Annotated in this window: 14 protein-coding genes; 10 read left to right on the forward strand and 4 right to left on the reverse strand. The window is 58.1% G+C overall.

The features are described 5' to 3' along the window. Positions 1-79: 79 nt before the first annotated feature. Positions 80-985 carry an SDR family oxidoreductase gene (locus tag DZK26_RS02805; protein ID WP_116899145.1) on the reverse strand — a complete coding sequence of 302 codons (906 nt, stop codon included), beginning with the start codon at positions 983-985 and terminating at the stop codon, positions 80-82. Between the two features lie 89 nt (positions 986-1,074). On the opposite strand from DZK26_RS02805, the gene DZK26_RS02810 reads away from it, so the two are divergent. After that, positions 1,075-3,258 carry a M3 family metallopeptidase gene (locus DZK26_RS02810; RefSeq protein ID WP_116899144.1) on the forward strand — a complete coding sequence of 728 codons (2,184 nt, stop codon included), beginning with the start codon at positions 1,075-1,077 and terminating at the stop codon, positions 3,256-3,258. An 11-nt stretch (positions 3,259-3,269) separates the two neighbouring features. On the opposite strand, the gene ggt is transcribed toward DZK26_RS02810, so the two are convergent. The 3 genes from ggt to rsmD form a co-directional block, all read right to left on the reverse strand. After that, entirely contained in the window at positions 3,270-4,961 is a 1,692-nt protein-coding gene (gene ggt / locus DZK26_RS02815; RefSeq protein ID WP_116899143.1) for a gamma-glutamyltransferase, read from the reverse strand. Between the two features lie 188 nt (positions 4,962-5,149). Beyond that, positions 5,150-5,647: a pantetheine-phosphate adenylyltransferase gene (gene coaD / locus DZK26_RS02820; protein WP_116899142.1), complete on the reverse strand. Its 498-nt coding sequence runs from the start codon at positions 5,645-5,647 to the stop codon at positions 5,150-5,152. A 91-nt stretch (positions 5,648-5,738) separates the two neighbouring features. Beyond that, positions 5,739-6,293, reverse strand: a complete 555-nt coding sequence (gene rsmD / locus DZK26_RS02825) for a 16S rRNA (guanine(966)-N(2))-methyltransferase RsmD (protein WP_116899141.1) — start codon at positions 6,291-6,293, stop codon at positions 5,739-5,741. Between the two features lie 81 nt (positions 6,294-6,374). On the opposite strand from rsmD, the gene ftsY reads away from it, so the two are divergent. The 9 genes from ftsY (at position 6,375) to DZK26_RS02870 (ending at position 20,633) form a co-directional block, all read left to right on the forward strand. Then, positions 6,375-7,364 carry a signal recognition particle-docking protein FtsY gene (ftsY, locus tag DZK26_RS02830; RefSeq protein ID WP_116899140.1) on the forward strand — a complete coding sequence of 330 codons (990 nt, stop codon included), beginning with the start codon at positions 6,375-6,377 and terminating at the stop codon, positions 7,362-7,364. A gap of 155 nt (positions 7,365-7,519) precedes the next feature. Beyond that, the gene (mutY, locus tag DZK26_RS02835) at positions 7,520-8,581 is read left to right on the forward strand and encodes an A/G-specific adenine glycosylase (protein WP_116899139.1); all 1,062 of its coding nucleotides are present in this window, start codon (positions 7,520-7,522) and stop codon (positions 8,579-8,581) included. A gap of 28 nt (positions 8,582-8,609) precedes the next feature. After that, entirely contained in the window at positions 8,610-8,885 is a 276-nt protein-coding gene (locus DZK26_RS02840; protein WP_116899138.1) for an oxidative damage protection protein, read from the forward strand. A gap of 334 nt (positions 8,886-9,219) precedes the next feature. Continuing rightward, positions 9,220-10,929 carry a TolC family outer membrane protein gene (locus DZK26_RS02845; protein ID WP_116899137.1) on the forward strand — a complete coding sequence of 570 codons (1,710 nt, stop codon included), beginning with the start codon at positions 9,220-9,222 and terminating at the stop codon, positions 10,927-10,929. A gap of 134 nt (positions 10,930-11,063) precedes the next feature. Further along, positions 11,064-13,205 (forward strand): type I secretion system permease/ATPase, encoded by a 2,142-nt coding sequence (locus DZK26_RS02850; protein ID WP_116899136.1) that lies wholly within the window; start codon positions 11,064-11,066, stop codon positions 13,203-13,205. Then, a complete protein-coding gene (locus DZK26_RS02855) occupies positions 13,205-14,650 on the forward strand; it encodes an HlyD family type I secretion periplasmic adaptor subunit (protein ID WP_116899135.1) in 1,446 nt (481 codons plus the stop codon). The genes DZK26_RS02850 and DZK26_RS02855 overlap by 1 nt, the downstream gene beginning before the upstream one ends. A 4-nt stretch (positions 14,651-14,654) precedes the next feature. Further along, positions 14,655-15,278, forward strand: coding sequence for a response regulator transcription factor (locus tag DZK26_RS02860; RefSeq protein ID WP_116899134.1), 624 nt, complete (start codon positions 14,655-14,657; stop codon positions 15,276-15,278). Between the two features lie 17 nt (positions 15,279-15,295). Next, positions 15,296-15,643, forward strand: a complete 348-nt coding sequence (locus DZK26_RS02865) for a tryptophan synthase subunit beta like protein (protein ID WP_147306716.1) — start codon at positions 15,296-15,298, stop codon at positions 15,641-15,643. Between the two features lie 58 nt (positions 15,644-15,701). Continuing rightward, on the forward strand, positions 15,702-20,633 hold the full coding sequence (locus DZK26_RS02870) for a CapA family protein (RefSeq protein WP_116899132.1): 4,932 nt from the start codon (positions 15,702-15,704) through the stop codon (positions 20,631-20,633). Positions 20,634-20,714 lie beyond the last annotated feature (81 nt).

The raw sequence follows: 20,714 nt of genomic DNA on the forward strand, positions 1-20,714 counted from the left end.
CGCACATACACTGCGGTTCCTGCGCTCCGGCGGCCACCGTCAGCCACCCGCTCGCTACGTTTTGCAGAGGCTTTCTACGTTAGCCGTAAAGGGAGAGTAGATAGCCGAGGCGGTCGCGGACCCAGCGGCTGACCGGCGTCAGCTCGACGCCCAGGCGTTGCTGCAGCGCGTCGGTATCGACAAGCGGGCCTTCTTTCAGGCTGGCATACCCCTCGTAGAGCCCGGCAAGCAGCTGCCCGACATGGGCGCTGCCGGCGAGATGACTCATGGAGTCGGCGAAACCATCGATGGTCTGAGGCGCAAAATGCACTTCGCGCTCGTATACCTCGGCCAGCAATCGGCACAAGTCCGGCCCCGTCAAGGCTTCCGGGCTGGCGATATCGATGGCTTCACCGGCGACGTCGGCGCGCAGACAGGCCACGGCAATGCGGCCCTGGTCTTCGGTCGAAGTCCAGTTCAGCCGCTGTGTGGGATCGAGCGGCGGATAGATCAGACGCCCGTAATCCCGGATCTGGCGGGTGATATGGGGCCAGACAAGATTGGCCAGATACAGCGTCGGACGCAGGATCACTGCCGGCGTTTGTGCCGAGAGAATCCGATCGGACAGACGACGCAGACCGTCAACGAAGTCACCCGGGGGCATATCGTCGCCGCAATAGCCGCCAGTGGTGAACACGATTCGCCCGAGACCCGCTTTTCGGGCCGCTTCCAGGACATTGTCGACCACCCGGTCGGCCTCGGGCTCGTCGGGCATGACAGGCAGATGAAAGAAGACCGCATCCATGCCTTCAGCGGCGTCGAGGACCTCCCCGCCATCGAGCAGATCGGCGCGGACCATTTCCACGCGACCCGGGAGCTTTTCCTCGGCCTCGTCGAGATCACGCGTCGCCGCGCGGACCGACAAGCCGGCCTCGAGCGCGGCTTCCAGGACGGGGTGCCCCTGGGTGCCTGTGGCACCGAAAACCAGCAATCGCGTCAAATCCATGTCTCGGAACTCCTTCGTTGACAATCTGCAGCATACCAAGCGCCGAAGCCCGCCTGATACAATCACGCATCAATTATCGATTAGCCGGCATGTCTGTATTCAAATTCGCCCGTTTCGGGTTGTGCTCTGTCGTCGTCGTTTCGCTGCTGATCGCCTGTGAATCCGATCAGGATCAGGGTCCAGGGCCCGTGCGCGAGACCGTTGACCGAACCGCTCCGCTCGACAACCCGATCGACTCGGCCTACGACACACCGTTCGGTGTCCCGCCCTTTCACAAAATCAGGTCCGAGCATTTCCGTCCGGCCCTGGAGTCGGCCATCGAGCAGGCAGAAAACCGGTTGGCCGACATTGCCGACAGCGATGCCGAACCCGACTTCGACAACACGGTCCGGGCACTGGAAGAAGCCGGCCGCGGTGTGGCCCGCATCGCCCGGCTCTGGTACGGCATGACGGCGGTCGGCAGCGAGTCGGCCAATGAGGCCGACGGTGAAAGGCTGACCCGACTCTTGAGTGAGTACGAGCAGCGCGTACTTCATGATCGCGCCTTGTTTGAGCGCATCAAGCAGGTTCGCAACGGCGAGGAGATGCAGCAACTCGACTCGCAACAACGCCGGCTGGTCGAGGAAACCTGGCGCCGCTTTCGACGGGCCGGTGCGCTGCTGGACGAAGCGGAGCGAAATGAACTGGCCGAACTCGATCGCCGAATCGCGGAACTGGATCGTCGCTATGCCCGGACCCGGCGATCCGCCACGCACCGCCACGAACTGTTCATCGAGGATGAGACCCGGCTGAGCGGACTGCCCGAATCGCTCGTGCTGCTGGCACGCCAGTCGGCACGGGACCGGGGACACGCCCAGGGCTGGGCGTTCACATTGCACGCGCACAGCTTCTATCCCTTCATGCGCCACTTCGAGGGTCGTGACGAGCGTGAGCAACTCTACCGGGCCTGGATGACGCGCTATCAAGACGTCACCCGCGACGACGAGGATCTGGGCCGATTGATCGAGCGACTGGCCGAGCTCCGCGCCGAACGGGCGAGTCTGTTGGGCTTCGACAGCCATCTCGACTACCTGCTCGACGACGCCGCCATATCGAATCGTGCCGAACTGGAGACCCTCCTCGATCGGCTGAGCGCGGCCGCCCAGAAGAAGGCCGAGCAGGAACGCGAGCGACTGGGCGACATTGCGGCCGAAGACGGCATCGAGGGCGAACTCCAGCCCTGGGACTGGTGGTACTACCGCGAACGTCTGATCGAATCGACCATGGAGCTGGAAGATTACTCCGTGCGCCGGTGGTTCGAGATATCACAGGTCCGAGACGGCCTGTTCACCCTGGCCAACCGCCTCTGGGGCCTGACTTTCCACCGCAGAAGCGAGTTGCCGACCTGGCATCTCGATGTGTCCACTTTCGAGGTGCGCGATCCCGCCGGATCGACTCTGGGCTTGGTCTACTTCGATCCAACCCACCGTAGCGGCAAGCAGGGCGGTGCCTGGACTTCACACTATCGCGTTCAGCGCCACGAAGACGGCGATCGCGTCAGTCCCGTCGCGGCCATCGTGACGAACGTGACACCGCCGGCAGCCGATATGCCCGCCCTGCTCTCTCCGCAACAGGTTCGTACCCAGTTCCACGAGTTCGGTCATGCACTGCACAGCCTGTTCTCGGACGTTGAGTATGCGGCGCTGGCCGGCACCAACGTGCCGCCGGATTTCGTCGAATTTCCCGCCCTGCTACTGGAGCGATGGGCGCTGGAACCGGAGATGCTCAGGGGCTACGCACGACATCACGAAACCGGCAACCTCCTGGACGACAGCGCCATCGATGCCCTGCAGAAACGCGCGCAACTGACCGCGGGGCTGGAAACGCTGGAACTGCTTGCTGCAATCGAGCTCGACCTGGCCCTGCACGGTGCGAGCGCCGGCGATGTGCCCGATCTGGAAACGGCTGAAAGGCGGGTACGGGAAAAACTGGAACTGCCCGCCTTCGTCTCGCCGCGCCATCATGGTGGCGGGCTGGCCAGTCTGTTCGCCAGTCAGCGTCGCGGTGGAGACTTCCAGACGCTGTGGTCCGAACTCCTGGCTGCCGACGCCTTCGCCGCCTTCAAGCAGGCCGGTCTGACCAATCGCGAGCTGGCCGAAAAGCTGCGCGACGAGGTCCTGTCCCGCGGCAACTCGCGCGACCCCATGGATTCATGGCAGGCGTTTCGCGGCCGCGACCCGCAAGTCCGCTTTCTGCTGACCGCGAGGGGCCTGGACGGCGATCAGTCGGACTGAAAATCCACGGCTCAATCGATATCGATGACGACGGCACCGCCCGAGTCCCAGCGCGGATCGTGGGCGGCTTCGAGTTCGCCGGTTTCCCGGTTCCACATCACGCCGTGCATGTTGCCCCAGGTGCGGTTGCGCACCGTGACTTTGTGCCCCTTCTCCTCCAGGGCCTCGATCTCGGCCTCGCTCAGCGCGTCAGGCTCGATCGAAATTTCGTCGGGCAGGTACTGGTGATGAACGCGCGGCAGCGAAACCCAGCTGTCCGGGCCGTTGCCCTCGATGAAATCGAGAATGCCCAGCAGCACCATCGTGATGATGCGCGACCCGCCGGGCGTGCCCAGCACCGCCGTGCGATCGTCGCCGACGACCATCGTCGGACTCATGGATGAAAGCATGCGCTTGTGCGGCTCGATGGCATTGGCGGAAAAGCCGATCAGGCCGTAGGCATTGGGTTCGCCGGGCTTGGCCGAAAAATCGTCCATCTCGTTGTTGACCAGCACACCCGTGCCCGGCGGGGCGAAGGCGGCCCCGAACGGCAGATTGACGGTCAGCGTGGCCGAGACCATATTGCCTTGCCCATCGATCAGCGAGAAATGCGTGGTGTCGGTGCTCTCTTTGCCCAGGCGATCCGGGTCGGCCGCCAGCATGGATGAAGGCGTGGCCTGATCGAGCCGCAGGGTCGTGCGCAGACCGGCCGCGTAGTCTTCGCTCAACAGCATGTCGGCAGGGATATCGACGAAGTCCGGGTCACCCAGGTAAAGTGCGCGATCGCGGTAGGCCCGGCGCATCGCTTCGGCCAGAACATGCACGCGGTCGGCCCGCGCCATCCCCGCCAGGTCGAAGGGCTCGACGATTTCAAGCATCTGGCCGATGGCGATGCCACCCGACGACGGCGGTGCGGCCGTTATCAGCTCGTAGCCACGATAGCTCGTGCGCACCGGGTCGCGTTCGACCACCTCGTAACCGGCAAAATCCGCCAGCGTCCAGAGACCGCCCGCGGCCTGGACGCCCTCGACCAGCTTTTTCGCCACCTCACCACGATAGAAACCGTCCGTACCCTGATCGGCCAGGGCCCGCAGGGTGTCGGCGAGGTCGGGGTTTCGAATCGTATCGCCGATGGCGGGCACCTCGCCGTCGGGCATGAAGATGGCGGCAGTTTCGGGCCAGCGCATCATCACGTGGGCCCGGAAATTCAACAGGGTCTGGTACTTGGCATCGACCGGGAAACCTTCCTCGGCCAGACGAATCGCCGGAGCCAGCAGTTCGGACAGCGGCAGCGTGCCGTATTCTCCGGCGATATGCGCCCAGGCCGCCGGCGCACCGGGAATGCCGCCGGCCAACGCACCGTTGATGGCACGGTCGCGGTCGACTTCGCCTTCATCGTCCAGGTACATGTCTTCGGTGGCCGCAGCCGGCGCCGTCTCGCGCCCGTCGACCATCACCGAGGCATCGTCTGATGCGCGGTGCAGCAACCAGAAACCACCCCCACCGGCGCCCGAGGACTCCGGCTCGACGACCGCCAGCGCGGCCGAAACGGCCACCGCCGCATCGAAGGCGTTACCACCCTTTTCCAGAATTTCGGTGCCGGCCTCGGTGGCCAGTTCATGCGAACTGGAAATCGCCGCCTTTCGGGGCCCATTGCCGCCCATCGCAGCAACGGATACCACCGTGAGCGAGAAGAAAACGATTGCAATCGACTTAAAGTTCATTATTCGTTCCAGATTTTTAAAGGGAACCACGGAAAACACGGAATGCACGGAAGTGAAATGGACCAATCATTACAGAGTAATAATCAAGCCTGTCGCAATTCAATTACCCGGCTGTTCAGGTTTTTCAAATCTACTGTTTCCGTGTATTCCGTGTCTTCCGTGGTTCCAAATCTTATGTTCAAAGTTGCTCAAGAGTACCGTTCGCGCAATGCCTCGGACACGCGCGGATGGACGAAACGGCCGACATCGCCCCGCAGGCGGGCGATCTCCTTGACCAGGGACGAGGAAATGAAGCTGTACTGTTCAGCCGGCGTCAGGAAGACGGTTTCGACATCCTCGATCAGGTGGCGGTTCATTGATGCGAGCTGAAATTCATACTCGAAATCGGACACCGCCCGCAGGCCACGCAGAATCACGCCCGCGTTGCGCTCCTCGACGAAATGCGCCAACAGGTTGTTGAAGCCGACAACCTCAACGTTATCCACTTTTTCTTCGTCGATCACCAGGCGCGCCAGCGCAATCCGGTCGTCCAGTCCGAAGCAGGGCCTCTTGTGTGGACTCTCGGCAATTGCCACGACGATCTTTCGATACATCCGCGATGCCCGCGCCACCAGGTCGGTATGGCCGTGCGTCATCGGATCAAAGGTGCCGGGATAGACGGCGAGGCCGTAGTCGGGCTGGCTCATCGAACGGGTCTCTAAGTGGGCGGACGCGCATTATAACGCCCGATCGCGGAACTGCCGGAAGGCGCCGGGCAACTCACCCGGCGGGTCTCGCTCAGCGTGGAGCGAGCAGGGTCAGACGAACCTCGCCCAGGATCTTGTCTCGCAGCAGCTCAAAACGTTCCCCGCTGTCGATTGGCGCTTCGCGCGCATCCTGCTCGACATAGACCAGGGCACTGGTCGACAGGTGCCCACCGTCGGCAAGTGCCTCTAGCGCCCGGTGCTGAAGCCCATCGGCAAAGGGCGGATCGATGAACACCAGATCAAAGGTTCGCGTGCCTTCGGCCAACCAGCGCAGGGCATCCGCCTGCACGACCTCCATCCTTTCCCCGCCCGGCCATTGACGGGAAACCTCGCGCAAGGCCTCGGCCAGACCCCGATCGCGTTCCACGAACACAGCCGAGGACGCACCGCGAGACAATGCCTCCAGCCCCAGCGCGCCGGTGCCCGCAAAAAGGTCGAGACAGCGCGCGCCGGCAACCGGAGCCTGTAGCCAGTTGAACAGCGTCTCGCGCACGCGGTCGCCGGTGGGGCGCAAGCCGGGTCGATCGGGCACAAGCAGTTTCCGCCCGCGCCACTGCCCGCCGATTATTCGAATCTTCCCGCTCATGACGGTGATAGCATAGCGTGCCACCGAGACGCGGCGGCAGCGACTTAACACTTAACACCGAACACTTCACACTCAATCAAGATGTTTTCGATTTTCAAACGCAAGAAATCCGGCAAGGGCGTCGAAACCACCCAGGTCCGCCCGGTCGAGCAGTCCGGCGTCGACCCGCTCGAGCAGCGGTTGGAGCGCACCCGGTCGAGCCTCGGCAGCCTGTTCGGACTGATCGGCTCGGCCGAACGCATCGATGAGGACCTGATCGAGGAGATCGAGACCACCCTGCTGACCGCGGACGTCGGTGTAGCCGCGACCACGCGCATCGTCGATCGCCTGCGTGATGGCGTCCAGCAGGGCATCATCAACGAGCCGGCCCAGGTGCTGCCGGCCGTCCAGGCCGAACTCTACGACCTGATCGAGCCCTGCGAGGACTTCCTGGCCATCGATGCGGACAAGAAACCGTTCGTGATCCTGATGGTGGGCGTTAACGGTGTCGGCAAGACCACCACGATCGGAAAGCTGGCCCGACGCTACCTCGACGAGGGCAAACGCGTGATGCTGGCCGCCGGCGACACTTTCCGTGCCGCCGCGGTGGAGCAGCTGCAGGCCTGGGGCGAGCGCAACGACGTGCCGGTGGTCGCCCAGGCTTCCGGCGCCGACACGGCAGCGGTCATCTACGATGCCCTTCACTCGGCCCGGGCGCGCGAAGTCGACATATTGATCGCCGACACTGCCGGACGACTGCATACACAGGAGAATCTGATGGCCGAGCTGTCGAAGATCATCCGCGTGATGAAGAAGATCGATCCGGAGGCGCCGCACGAGACCATGCTGGTCGTCGATGCCGGCACCGGCCAGAACGCCCTCGCCCAGGCGCGCCAGTTCAATGAGGCCGCCCAGCTGACGGGCATCACCGTCACCAAGCTCGACGGTACCGCCCGCGGCGGCGTGCTGTTCGCCATTGCCGAGGAAATGAAAATTCCCATCCGCTTCATCGGCGTGGGCGAGTCGGCGGCCGACCTGCGCCCCTTCGACGCCGGTACCTTTGTCCACGCTATTCTGCCGGTTGAATCCTGAAGAATGCCGATAATAGGATCACCACCGGCATACAACCGCAATGTGCTTCCTTTCCGGCGCTTCGTGAATGGTAAATCGTCAATCGTAAATGGCGCCAATAGAATCCATTCACGATTCACGAGTTACGATTTACGAAAGGTCTGATCAAGACCGCGATGACAGGCAAGTCCCCGGAATCCGATTTCGCCACCAGACTACTGAACTGGTGGCAATTCCACGGCCGTCATGACCTCCCCTGGCAGCGTCATCGGACGCCGTATCGCGTGTGGATCGCCGAAATCATGCTGCAGCAAACGCAGGTGGCCACGGTCATTCCCTACTTTGAGCGTTTCATGGCGACCTTCCCCGATCTTGAGTCGCTCGCCCGGGCCGATCTCGACGAGGTGCTGGCGCACTGGTCGGGGCTGGGCTACTACGCCCGTGCACGCAATCTCCATGCAGCCGCCGGGCGCTGCCTGGCCGAGCATGACGGTCAACTTCCCGACGACTCCGCGGCGCTCGAAGCGCTGCCGGGAATCGGCCCGTCGACGGCCAATGCCATCGTCGCGCAGGCCTTCGACCGGCGTGCCCCGATCCTGGACGGCAACGTCAAGCGCGTACTGGCAAGACATGCCGGCATCGAGGGCTGGCCGGGACGGACCGCCGTGCTTCGGCGGCTGTGGGCCGAGGCCGATACGCTCACGCCCTCCGACCGGGCCGCGGACTACACCCAGGCCGTCATGGACCTGGGCGCGACCGTATGCACGCCACGCCGTCCCGACTGCCGACGCTGTCCGGTCGCGGAAGACTGCCGGGCCCACCTCGAAGACCGAACGGATCAACTGCCCGCGCAAAAACCCAAAAGAAAGAAACCGCGGCGGAGCACCACGATCCTGATCGTCGAAAACCCGCACGGCCACATCCTCTTGCAGCGACGACCGCCAACCGGTATCTGGGGCGGCCTGTGGTCCCTGCCGGAAGCCGGGGATATCGATGCCCTGCCCGCCGGCGACGCCCTCGAACCGCCGGAACCCATTTGCCACCAGTTCACGCACTTTACCCTCGATATCCAATTCGAGCGCATTGGGGTGGACGAGGACACTTTGGTCGCCGACGGCGAGGATGGGTGCTGGATGTCGCCCGAGCGGGCGCTGGAATGCGGCCTGCCCCAGCCGATCAGGCGCGCCATCGAAGCACTGGGTCAAACCGCAGCGGGAAGCAAAGGGGCCGTATCATGAGCATTGTTAAGAAAAGGGACCATTCCCGATGAGCGAACGGACCGTACACTGCCGGTATCTCGACCGCGAAGCCGAGGGCCTTCCGCGCCCGCCGCTGCCCGGAGAACTGGGCCAGCGAATCTACGAAAACATTTCGAAGGAAGCCTGGCAGAAGTGGCTCAACCACCAGACCATGCTGATCAACGAAAAACGCCTCAGCCCCATCGATCCCGAACATCGGCGGTATCTCGAGGAACAGGCCGAAGCATTCCTGTTCGGCGGAGAAGTCGATAAGGCTGAAGGCTACGTCCCGCCCGAATCCTGATCCCCGTCTTTTTCGATGGGGAGGTCGGTGCGCGCATCCGGCGTTTCGTCACGCCAATCCAGCGCATCGGCTTGGGGTGCGGCCTGTCCGCGCCGGCATGGCGCCTTCAGAGCGCGAATCCGGCATCAAGAAGTCGCCACATATTGTCTGCATGTTGACTCCAGGGCACCTCGACCAGGCCCGAGGAGCAACCTTTCTCTGCGTTGATGTGGGCTTACTTTGAGTTGACAAAGATCAGGACTTTTCTCGACTTTAGCCCCTTTTTGGTTGGTACAATTTGTGATATAAATCACATTTCTACTCACTTCATATCATTACATAAGGGGTTCGATCCATGAAACTGCCGGGTACGTCTCCAACTAACAACAAGTTCCGCCACAACCTGCTATTGGGCTGCCTTCTGGTAGTCTCAGCCACATCGGTACAGGCCCAAACGGGTGTGGAAGATGTTATTCACACGGCCCTGGAATCCAATCCGGAATTACAGGTCGACTGGCATGATTTTCGCTCAGCTGGATACGCCACCGAAGCGGCTCGCGGAGCTTTCAAACCGCAGGTAAGCATCAACGCAGCCTATGGACGCCAGCGCGAGAACTTTATCACCGGTAACCCCATGAACACCGGTTTTGCCGAAATCACCATGACACAGCTGCTGTGGGACGGAGGAAGATCCAGCGCCAACGTGGCCGAGTTCAACGATGCCGAGTTGGTCCGGTATTTCGAACTACTCGGCAGTGCCGAGGAAACGGCTCTGGAAGCCCTACGCGCCTACCTGGACGTCTTGCGTTATCGGGAACTGGTCCGCCTGGCCGAAGACAACCTGGAAACCCACCGCAAGGTCTACGACCAGGTTGCCGAAAGCGCCGAGGCCGGCGTGGCTCGCGCCGCCGATCTCGAACAGATCAACGGACGTCTGGCGCTGGCGGAGGCCAATCTGGTCAATGAACAGTCCAATTTGCATGACGTTTCGGCACGCTATCAGCGAATCATCGGCGACATTCCGCCACACCGGCTGCGCGCAGTCTCGTTCGACGTCGACTTGCCCGACACCATCCAGGATGCGCTGATGCAAGCGTATCAGCATAATCCGAAATTTCATGCCAGCTTGCGCAACATCGAGGCGGCCGAGTCCGCCATTCAGGCCCAACGGGCCGAGAGAATGCCCCGGCTAAACCTGACCGCCAGCTATGGCGTCCAGACCCGCGACGAATTGGGTTTCCGTCAGAACCATACTGACGGGCGGGTCGGCATTGAGCTGACCTACGACCTGTATACCGGCGGACGCACTTCCGCCAATGTGCGCCGTGCCGTCGCTCAGCAAAGCAGCGCCATGTCCCTCCGTGACCGAGCCTGTGTCGATATCCGGCAAGAGGTGCAGATCGCCTTCAACGACCTGCAGCAAATTGGGCGGCGACTGCCCATCCTGAACCAGCACCGACTGTCTTCAGACCGCGTACGCACTGCCTACAGGCAGCAATTCGATATCGGTCAGCGCACACTGCTGGACGTGCTCGATTCGGAAAACGAATTTTTTGAGGCTAGCCGCGCATGGACCAACTCGACTTTCGACGAAACCCTGGCTGCGGCCCGCACATTGAGCGCCATGGGCCTCCTGCTTGAGGAGCTGAACGTGCATCGTTCCGACATTCCATCGCTGGGCGAACTGGGTGCTGAACCGATAGAGGTAGATCCGACTTCTGCCTGCCCCCCTGTCTCGAGCATGGAACGGGCGCCGGCCGTGGGCCAGCGCACCAAGGGGCGCGTCAATAGAAACAACAGCCCGACCGAATCCGAATCTGCATCCAGCGACTATGCCCTGCAGCTTGGTTCATTTAAGGTCAAGGCCAATGCCAATCGACTGATCAAAAAGCTGAAAGCGCAGGACCACGATGCCTTCGTGCTTCAGGCTCAGGCACAATCGCAACCCATCTGGCTGGTTCGGGTCCGTGCCCCGAATGGGGGGCAAGAAGCCGCCGTTGCGCTGCAGCAGGAGCTGCGGGGCCAGACCGGCCTGGACAGCTTGATCGTCAATAGGCAGACTTAGCGTATACGGTCGCCAGCAGCAACCAAAAGCAATATTAGAAGGCCGTCCATGTAACCGGTACCGACCGAAAGGATGCCTTCACCGATTCCGCGCAGGAGCACAACGGCGCGGTTTCCAGCAATAAGGGGAAAAAAATGCCGACTCACCAGCGCCAGAGCGAAAGCGGCGGCCCTCTGCTCACCGCTCTGATGACGCTTTGCGCGTATCACGGCAGGGCGGCACACCGCGACACTTTGATCAGCGGGCTGCCGCTGACCGACGGCAAGCTCACACCTTCCGTATTCGATCGGGCTGCCCGGCGGGCACAGTTCAGCAGCCGCCTGCTGCAACGCTCGCTCGCGGAGATCAATACCGCCTTGCTGCCGGCGATCCTGTTGCTGGAGAACGAGGAAGTCTGCGTCGTCACGCGCCTGGATCTTGACAAGGGCTTGGCGGAGGTCATCTATCCGGAGCTGGATGACGCCGCGGTTGAAGTACCGATTGAGCAACTTCAGGCTCAGTATGTCGGCCACGTGATCTATTGCCGACCGAATTTCAAGCTTGAGCGACAGCACGCCGACTTTGGCACGGACAGGAAGCAGCACTGGTTCTGGGGCATCATCCGCCAGAATCGTCGCCTCTACGGCGACGTCATCGTGGCGGCCGTCCTGATCAACCTATTCGCCGTGGCCATGCCGCTCTTCGTGCTCAACGTGTGGGACCGGGTGCTGCCCAACGCCGCAACCGAAACCCTCTGGGCGATGGCCCTCGGCCTTGTGATCGTACTGGTAGCGAGCCTCGTGCTCAAATCTCTGCGGGCCTGGTTCGTGGACCTTGCCGCAAGCCGTGCTGATATCCGCCTGTCCTCCCGCATCATGGAGCGGGTGCTGGCAATGAAAATGCAGGATCGGCCCGAAGCCAGCGGTGCCTTTGCCGCCAACATCCAGTCATTCGAGTCTGTGCGCAGCTTTATCGGCTCCATGACTCTAGTTGCCCTTGTCGACTTTCCCTTCGTGCTGCTGTTCGTCGGCATCATCGCCTGGATCAATCTTTTACTGGTCATTCCCATCGTGGTAGGGGCCGTGATCGTGCTGGGATATGCGTTGATCTCGCAGCGCAACATGCACAAACTGGCCGAAGCGGGGATGCAGGGCAGCGCCCAGCGCAACTCCACCCTGATCGAGAGCCTTGGCAATCTGGAGGCGGTCAAAAGCTTCAACGTACAAGGCGACGTGCAAGCGAAGTGGGAAGAAAGCACTATCTTCTTGAGCCGTAACGCAGCCAAAATGCGGTTACTGTCGTCCTCAGTCACCAATGGCGCCGGGTTCATGCAGCACTTCGTGGGCATGAGCATCGTCATCGTTGGTGTGTATTTGGCGATTGACGGCCAGCTGACACGAGGCGGCCTCATTGCAGCCTACCTCCTGTCATCACGAGCCATGGCCCCGATCAGCCAGGCTGCCGGCCTGCTGGCGCACTACCATCAGGCTGCGAAGTCAATGGAATTGCTGGAAACTATCATGGAACGCCCGGTGGAATACCAGGAATCCGACGACAAGATCGACCGACCGGTGATCCGCGGAGACATCGAATTCCGCAACGTCAGCTTTGCCTATCCCGGCGCTCAGCAACAAGCTCTGACAGACATAAACTTGAATATCAGTGCCGGTGAACACGTGGCCATCCTGGGCAAGAATGGCTCTGGGAAAACCACGCTGGAAAAGCTGATAATGGGTTTGTACCAGCCCACTCAGGGCAGCGTTTTGATTGACGGCATCGACATGCGCCAGCTCGACATCACGCAGCTACGCCGCAACATTGGCTACGTCCCGCAGGAGGTCAGTCTGTTTCAGGGTTCGCTCAAGCACAACATCGTGCTGACATCACCGGATGAAGACACCGAGCGCCTGCTACGCATAGTCCGCCTGACTGGCCTGGATTCAACGATCCGGCACCACCCGGAAGGTATCAATATGCCGGTGGGCGAGCGGGGGCAGCAGCTTTCTGGCGGTCAGCGCCAATCGGTTGGCATCGCACGGGCACTGATTAACGAACCACCACTTTTGCTGCTTGATGAGCCTACGGCGTCACTCGACCATACCAGCGAAGAGCAGATCAAGAAGAATCTGGCAATCGAGTCGCAGGACAGAACCTTGGTCCTGGTAACCCATCGCAGCTCCCTCTTGGAGCTCGCCCAACGGCTGGTGGTGATTGATCGCGGGAGGATCGTGGCAGATGGTTCGAAGGAAACCGTAATGGAGGCTCTGCGTCAGGGCCGTGTCAGTGGAGCGCGCTGATGAGCATACCCAAGCAAAACACAAAGGAAACTGCGACCAAAAAGACATTCGAACAGAAGCAGTTCGAAGCACTGGGCGGCTTGCAAAAAGCCAATCGGAAACAGAACGGACTGATTGACCGTCTGTTCAGCCGATGGGTTCGAACCTCGGGGCGCACTGACTGGATCTCGGATATCGAGTGGGCGCGCATCATGCAAGAGCCGCTGCGGGCAAGGACGCTTCTCTACGGCGTAATGCTTAGCCTTATCGCCCTGTGCACCTGGGCATCTGTGGCTGAAATCGACGAAGTCACTCGCGGCCAAGGTAGCGTGATTCCATCCCGTCAGCTGCAGACACTGCAGTCCCTAGACGGCGGCATGGTCGAGGAGATCCTGGTCAGTGAAGGCCAGGTAGTCGAACAGGGTGACCTTCTGGTACGGGTGGATCCGGTTCGCTTCAAAGCTTCACTCGGCGAGAGCAGGGCACAGTATCTTGCCCTGACTGCCGAAGTTACGCGACTGCGTGCACTGGTGGCCGGAATCGAACCAATATTTCCGCCCGAGCTGGTGGAAGAGGCTCCGGAGTTGATGGAGCATGAAATGCGCTTGTATCGATCGACCCTGGAAGAACTTTCGGAGCAGCAAGAGATTCTGTCCAACCAGCTCGAGCAACGTCAGCAGGAACTCGAAGAGGCCCGCGCTGCAGTATCACAGTACACCAACACTTTGCGCCTGACCCGGCGCGAACTGGAAGTGACACGTCCATTACTCGAATCCGGTGCCGTCTCCGACGTGGATGTACTACGGCTGGAACGCCAAATCGCCACCATAGAAGGTGAACTAAGCCGGGCCCGCGCGGCAGTGGCCCGTAGCGAAGCGGCGGTCAGTGAAGCGCGCAATAACCAGCGCGAGGCAGAACTTGCCGCAATCAACCGCTGGCAGAACAAGCTGTCCGATTCACGCAGCCGCCTGGCAGCCCTGACAGAGGCCGGTGAAGGCCTGGAGGACATGGTCCGACAGGCAGAGATTCGCTCCCCTATGCGCGGAATTGTGCGGCGCCTGCATGTCAACACCGTTGGCGGTGTGCTGACTCCTGGCCAGGAAGTGATCGACATCGTCCCCCTTGATGACCAATTGATGATCGAGGCGCGCATCCAGCCACGCGACATCGCTTTTATTCGACCGCAGCAGGAGGCCAGCGTCCGCTTGACAGCCTACGATTGGGACATCTACGGCAGCCTTGATGCTCACGTAGAGCACATCAGCGCCAGCACCATTACCGATGAGCGGGATAATACCTATTATCTTGTGCGCCTTGTCACCGAACCCGGTGGCTACGACGATGAATTGCTCATCATCCCCGGCATGACCGCAGAGGTGGACATCCTGACCGGCAAGCGCACAATAATGCGCTACCTTCTCAATCCCCTGCTACGCGCCGGCTCCAAGGCATTTACGGAACGGTGAGCCCATGAACCTGAACCATCTAATCCTGACTGAACCGAATTTCCTGCCTCCCAACTGGCAACAAGGCCTGAACGAGGTCTCGATCATTCAGTTCACGGGCGGTCAGCCCCCGGATCTGCCCAGCGATGAGGGCCGGCTTGTAGTCTGGATCCTCAGCAGCGCACCTGACTGGGAGATGTTAGTCCAGCACTATGGCGTCCACTGCCCGGTTATCGTAATTAGCAAGATGCCCAACCTGCCAGAGTTGCAAAGAGCCTTGGAAGCCGGTGCTCGCGGCTACATTGAGGCACTGGCCAATCCGGTGCAACTCGAGCAGGCAGCCAGCTCGGTGTCGCAGGGCGCATTGTGGATTGCCGCACCCATGCTTAGTCGCCTCCTGGGCATCCTTTCCAACGCCCTACCTGAACCGCACAATCCGCCAGAGTGGCAAGAAAAGTTAAGCAAGCGTGAGCGACAGGTCGCCGAACTCGTGGCCACGGGCGTAACCAATCGCGAGGTCGCCGAGAAACTTCACATCACTGTGCGCACTGTCAAGGAGCACCTGACTTCGATTTTCGCTAAGCTGGGCATTCAGGATCGCCTGCATCTCATTCTACTGACGCGAGGCGAACGACCGAGCGATAACTGAGGAACAGGACCATGTACGTGAAGCGTGATGACGAAGGCCAAATCGTCGCTGTCAGCGCCAACCCGGAGCCCGGATTTGACGAACAACTGGACCCAGGGTCTTCGGAATTGAAGTCATTTTTCGAACTTACTTCCGACGTTTCAAGCAAATCCGGCGATCAGATCCGGCAATTACGGACCTCGGACGTAGAGCTTTCCAGAGTGGTCGAGGACATTATCAACCTCTTGACTGACAAGGGACTTATCCAGTTTACTGAGTTGCCGGAAGCGGCTCAACAGAAGCTGCTACAGCGCAAAATCCTGCGCAGGGACATTCGCCATCTGGATCTGGTTGCCGACGACGACAGCGATCAGATGGTGCCTTGATGAAATGCGCTACCTTTGACCGGATCCACCAAACAAAAAAGCCGTGTGACCTGAATATATGTCCCCCAAAAAGATACAGAATAGGCGGCCCAGAGACCAGGCCAAAGGCGACCATCGCTCAAACCCGCGCAGCATACTTAGGCATTACAAAAAGACGACACTCGTTAATTTAATCGCACAGGCCAAAGCACCTCTCGAAAAAGCCCTGTCAACGCCTCAACATGAAGGATATTCCCACCCACTTATTTTATTCTTTTCATTTACCGACGGGATGGATCGAGCAACCGTTGTGCATTTTTCAGGCCAGAATGTTGATGAAATCTGGAAAAAGTTAGCCGATTGGCGCCGCAAGCTCAAGCAATCCATACAGGTACGCTGGCTAAGAATTGATTGGGTAACACACCGCCGTGAATTGCCGTGGGCAGATTGCCTAAAGGAAATACAGCGCGTAAAACGCAACTATTTCCGATACGGGATATCACTTGATACCACATTTCGCCATGCTTTCCTCGAACAGGAACTCAATGCGAACGCGATGCTATACCTTGGGTCCAAGGAACCAAAAGCCAAACTAAACCCGAAAAACTTCAGACGTTACGGCGCTAATCGTTTCGGCACCAACTTCGCCCTCCCCGACGACCCTCTACAAACTGTTGCTCTTTTCACAACGGAAGCTATTCTATTCCAGCCCGACAGCCCCCCCGAAACGCTGCATGGTTACAGCGGAGGCGAAGAAGGAAGAAACACCGGAAGGAGGGTCGTCAACCAGTTCACACCGCCACGGGTCAAGTCCCTAATCGAACAATCAAGCCAGTATCTGGCAGATCAAGTCGATGACAACGGTCGCTTTACATATGGAATTCACCCTTGCTTTGACCGCGAGATCAAGGCGTACAACACGCTACGCCACGCCAGTACGACATACTCCATGCTTGAAGCCTGGGAATTAACTCGCAGCATGAGCTTGAAGGCTGCGATAGATCGCTCAATTGGATATCTGACGAAGGAACTTATTTCTAAGCACACGCTGCCATCCGGTGAAGCTGTTGCCTACCTTCAAGATAGCAACGATGAAATCAAGCTAGGGGGGAATGCCGTCTGCTTACTTGCGCTGGTGAAGTATACAGAGCTAACAGAAGACGATCAGCATTTACCCCTTATGGAACAGATAGCTGCCGGAATTCAGCAGATGCAGAATGGGGAGACCGGGCAGCTTTACCATGTCCTGAACGCAAAGACGCTGAAGATCAAGACGAAATTCCGCGTCATCTACTATGATGGCGAAGCCGCTTTCGGCTTAATGCGCTTCTATGGATTGACCAGGGATCAGCGCTGGCTCGACACCGTCGAGAAGGCTTTTAGCTATTTCATCCAGCAGGAGCACTGGCGGATCCACGACCATTGGCTCAGCTATTGCGTAAATGAATTGACGCTCTATCGCCCAGAAGAAAAATACTACGAATTTGGCATAAAGAATGTCGCAGGGCATCTCGATTTCGTAATTGGAAGAATCACCACTTACCCGACGCTGCTCGAGCTAATGATGGCAGCGCACAAAATGATCGCACGACTCAGGGAAAGCGGCCAGCACCGGCACCTTCTCAAACAGATTGATACTAACAAGTTCTACCGCGCACTCGAAACCCGGGCCAAATATTTGCTCAACGGTTTTTTCTGGCCCGAATTTGCCATTTATTTCCAAAATCCCCAGCGAATCCTAGGAAGTTTTTTTATAAGGCACCACAGCTTCCGCGTTCGAATTGATGACGTAGAGCACTATCTATCCGGATACGTAGCCTACCTTTCTCACTACCTAAATACCCCCGATGATTCGTACCATTCCCTAAAAAACAGATCGAACATATCTGAGCCGCCATCTGGCAGCAGATCGAATTCGCAAGCTTCGAAGACTTCGTCAATCTTACACACTACCGATTTCGCCACCGTTATGTGGGGCGGTGACGTGAACCTTGGAAGGAGGCAGCACTATCGCGCCGCAAAGTTAGGTTATGAGAATGTCCTTCGGGTTCCGGAATTCAAGCATGCAGATCTCAGCATTGTCAATCTTGAATGTGTAATTAGTACTCTTGGTGAACAGGGGATCGTTAAAGGAGAAGGAGGACCTTACTATTACCGAGCACGGCCGGAGATGCTACGAATTTTGGCGACAACTGGGATTGATGCAGTCGCAGTCGCTAATAATCATAGTGGTGATTACGGACCATCAGCACTCATGCAACAGGCAAAGATTCTACAGGAAGTTGGAATCTCCAGCGTCGGTAGCGGCACATGCCGCGCGGCTGCGTTCAACCCCGTCTATTTTGAAGTGGGCGGGGTTACAGTAGCGCTATTTGCTATCGATTCGACCCAGCATCGCTTTGCTGCCGGGAAAAGCACTGCAGGCACCGCTTATCTGTCCCTGTCGAAGATTGAGCAGTGGAAAGGGCCGATTTCTGCTCTTTTTTCGCAAGCCAGGAAGAAAGCTGACGTAGTGCTTGTTTCAATTCACTGGGGAAGAAATCACGCACCTGAGCCAGAAGAGAGCCAGACACTTGCCGGCCATGCTTTGATTGACGCGGGTGCGGACGCAATTCTAGGTTCTTCAGCCCATCGATTACAGGGAATTGAGGTCTACAGACATAAACCAATAATTCATGATGCTGGTGACCTGCTTTTTGACGCTAAACGGGAAACAGAAAAAGACAGCGGCGTCTTTAGACTTGGCATTCGAAGAAGAGGAGTCTGCTGGGTTGAGTTTTTACCCGTTGGCGCAGGATTCGGTTTTAGCCAACGGCTTCGGGGAAAGGCTGCACAAGAGGCTATTTCCCGCTACCAGAAAGCCTCTGAAAAACTGGGCACAAAACTGAATTCGCGAGGTGATAGCGCGATTCTTAAATTGTCGGATTTCCCGGACAGCGCTTGGCCTCGCCGTTCCAATCGAAAACCTTTTTATAATCTGAATGCCCTGCAACAATTTCAACCTGACCCCGATTATGGACAGGTTCCGGCTGTACCAGAAAGCGCCCGGATATCACCGGTAGCGCTTGGCAAATTAACGCTTTTGGGTGTTCGCATAACGCCTGACCTGATCACACGCCGTCAAATCCTCTGGACGGAAACGTGGTGGACAGCCCCAAAACCGCTGCATGAGGATCTGCGCTTGACTCTGCGCGCCATTCCTCAATGTTCAGAAAGAATCCCAGTGTGGGGGCGGGGAATGGACCATGACCCCTGTGACTGGCTTCAGCCAACCAGTCGATGGCAACCCGGTAAAATCTACCGCGACTTTTACGGCCTGCGTCCGCCGCCATTTCAGCGCCTAGCAAACTGTTCCATGTTTCTTCACATAGGTGTACTGGGCGGTCGCCATAAAAGCTCAGTCTACGTTTATCCGATTCCAGTCCGCGTAGCGATCCCCAAATTAGTTAAGAACGTTCACCAAGACAAATTGGTGAATGCCAGGGAACTGAACCAAAACTACCGCACAAATTTCGAAGACCTGAATCTCACATCAGTTAACGGCAAAGCCTGGACAGCCGATGATCTCGCCAAAGTCACGCGGGGGACTTGGCTAACCGCTCCTCCAGAGGGCTGGTTTGTTCGCTCCGTCGTGAACGGAAAAAAGCACATATCAGCTCGAGATAAACCTGTTCTTTTTGTCGCGCACACTAATCGCGAGCGCGCGTTTCATGAAAGCATGAGTGAAGCATACAAAGGAAAAGGACTCGGAGATCGCCACATAATACTCCCCGATATAAAAGACAATATCGCCGGCGCAATTGTCGGGAAGCCTGTCTATGATATGGGATCCAACTTTCCATTGCTCTATGTTGAAGATCCAATTAAGGCGATTATCGAACTTGGAATTGCGTCGAGAAACCGCTATAAGGGGCCCGTTATTGCAATAACCGGCACAGTCGGGAAATCATCGACGCTCAACATGATCGGCTCACTGTTTCGGCCGGGAAAATGCCTTAAAACAGAAGGTAACTACAATTCACGAGTTGGTGCCCCTGTACAACTTGCTTCCCTTAGGCCGGACCATGAGGCTGCCTTAGTTGAAGTTGCTCAATCTGCATTATGGATGCGTCACGGCCCAATCACGAGAACAATTAGGCCAACAATTTCCGCAATCACCGAAATAGGACTATCTCAAACCACCAAAAGAGTGAAGTCCACGAAGGATACCGCCAAATGGAAATCACGTATTTTTGATGGCTTAACAAAAGACGGCACCGCAGTATTTGGGGAGCACCTTCTGCATTACGACTATATTCTAGAACAAGCCAAACATCATGCTAGCCGCATAATAACGTTTGGTACGAGTGAATACGCCTGCATCAAGATTAAGGATATAGCAGCAAACAAAACACACACTACGGTCACTTTATGCATTGCCAAACAGACGTTTGAAATAGACCTCCCATTTCTAAATAAAGGAATGGTTAATAATGCACTTACTGCAGTTGCCGTGGCCTATGCTCTTAACATCGATCCCAAAAAAGCCGGAGACGACTTAGCAGCATCTTATGTTCCAAACGAGGGGTGCGCCGAGGAGTTCACTGCAATTGTCAATAACACCACAATACAGGTGATTGATGATAGCTGGAACGCAACAGTCCTTTCAATGCTCAATGCATTCGATATGCTGCACGCACGCCAAGCTCTTGGAAACAAAATTGCCGTTCTCGGACGAATCGTTCACCTGGGTGAACTAGCTGAGAACCTCCACACATCATTAGCAGACCCCCTCATTCAAACGGGTGTTGACCTAGTCCTGACTCACGGAGAAGAAATGAAATACCTGCGAAAAGCGTTGCCTGAACGCGTTCTCGGGCCCCACTTTTCCAACGCACGTGAACTTATATCAGAACTTTCTGAACGACTGGACAGCGGTGATATAGTTTTATTAAAGGGTTCAAGGAGAGATTCGGATTTTGAAAACATTTCGTCTTTTCTTAAAAGAAACAGGATCCCGGGAGATTATTAACTTTCGCGCGCTCTTTTCTCCTTGCATTGGACCAACGTAATCTATTAATAACACATAATTACCGATATCCTAGAATCCGCT

The sequence above is a fragment of the Wenzhouxiangella sp. 15190 genome, from assembly GCF_003417465.1.
In the GTDB taxonomy this organism is placed as follows: Bacteria; Pseudomonadota; Gammaproteobacteria; order Xanthomonadales; family Wenzhouxiangellaceae; genus Wenzhouxiangella.